Origin of the sequence: Thermogutta sp. (assembly GCF_039793925.1) — a bacterium.
Lineage (GTDB): Bacteria > Planctomycetota > Planctomycetia > Pirellulales > Thermoguttaceae > Thermogutta.
The window spans coordinates 1-1435 of the sequence record NZ_JBAMME010000087.1; the positions used below are offsets into that span (position 1 = coordinate 1).

Below are 1435 nucleotides of genomic sequence, written 5' to 3' on the forward strand. Positions count from 1 at the left end.
GGACGATGACGGTCTTTTATCCGGAGTCACTGCTTTGCTGAGACCGCTTTCCTCGGCCAGACGTTATTTGCCAACACGCTGGTTGCACACCCGGATCCAAGATGGGCGCTGGACTCAGCAGATCCAGCGGTGCACCCCCACCCCGGGTCAATGCTTATTATCCGCAAGGCTGCCTTCACGTCTGCCTACCGAGGGTGACCCGATCCCTTCCTTGGTCCTCGACTCCCTTGGAGAGGAGGTGAGACCCATTGACTACCATGTTTGTCGGTATCGACGCCAGTAAGCACACCCATCAGGTGCTGGCCATGCACCAGGACGGCCAGGAGGTAGCCAGCTTTCAGGTCGTAAATAACTGGCCCGGGGCTGAACACCTGTGCCGCCATCTGGTTGAACTGGCCAACTCCCACCGACTGGACCGCCTCGTGGTTGGTATCGAGGCCACCGGCATTTACAGCTGGCACCTTACCCACTACCTGCGCCAGGCTCAGAACCTAGCGCCCCTTAAACCCCTGGTCCAGACCTTCAATCCTAAGGTAATCCAGGGATTCAAGAAGGCCTACCCAGAGCTCCCCAAGACCGACAAAGTCGATGCCTGGATCATCGCCGATCGCCTCCGCTTCGGCCGACTCCCGGCCTCTACGGCCCTTGAGGATCGCTACGAGGCCTTACGCCGCCTTACCCGACACCGCTTCCATTTGGTTTCTGACCTTGTCCGGGCCAAGCAGCGGTTTTTGAACGCCTTGTTCCTCAAGTTTAGTAGCTTCATCCAGGATAAACCCTTTGACCAACCCTTCGGTACAGCCGCCCTGGATATCATCCTCGGCGAGGAAGGCCCAGAAGCTTTGGTCAGTACCCCCCTGGAAGAGCTGACTACCCGCTTGATCCGCTTGAGCCACGGGCGTTTTCAAAATCCGGAGAAGGTGGCGGCCGCCGTCCAGAAGGCAGCTCGGAGCTCCTATCGCCTGCCCAAGGCCATGGCCGATCCTGTTAACCTGGAACTGGCCACCAACTTCCGTCTTATCCGGACCCTGGAAACCCAGATTAAAGCCTTGGACAAGCCCATCGGGGAACTTTTGGCCACCATCCCCAACACCCTCCAATCGGTTAAGGGGATTGGACCGGTCTTTGCTGCCGGGATCATCGCCGAAATCGGCGACATCTGGCGTTTCCCCAATCATAACGCCCTGGCCAAGTATGCCGGTCTGGTCTGGTCCCGCCACCAGTCCGGGACCTATGAATCGGAGCATACCCGTCTGGCTCAGTCTGGGAACCGCTACTTGCGCTACTACCTGGTAGAAGCCGCTGCCAGCGTCGCGGTGCACGACGCCGAATTCCAGCTTTACTACCAGCGCAAGCGCTCCGAAGTCAAGATCCATGCTCATAAACGTGCCCTTGCGTTGACGGCTCGAAAACTGGTCCGGCTGGTCGACCATCT

General features: G+C 58.7%; 1 protein-coding gene. It reads left to right on the top strand.

Annotation, left to right across the window (positions count from 1 at the left end; translation table 11 throughout):
• Positions 1-257: 257 nt before the first annotated feature.
• A partial coding sequence (locus tag ABJK56_RS03270; RefSeq protein WP_347243235.1) for an IS110 family transposase occupies positions 258-1435 on the top strand: 1178 nt, incomplete at its 3' end.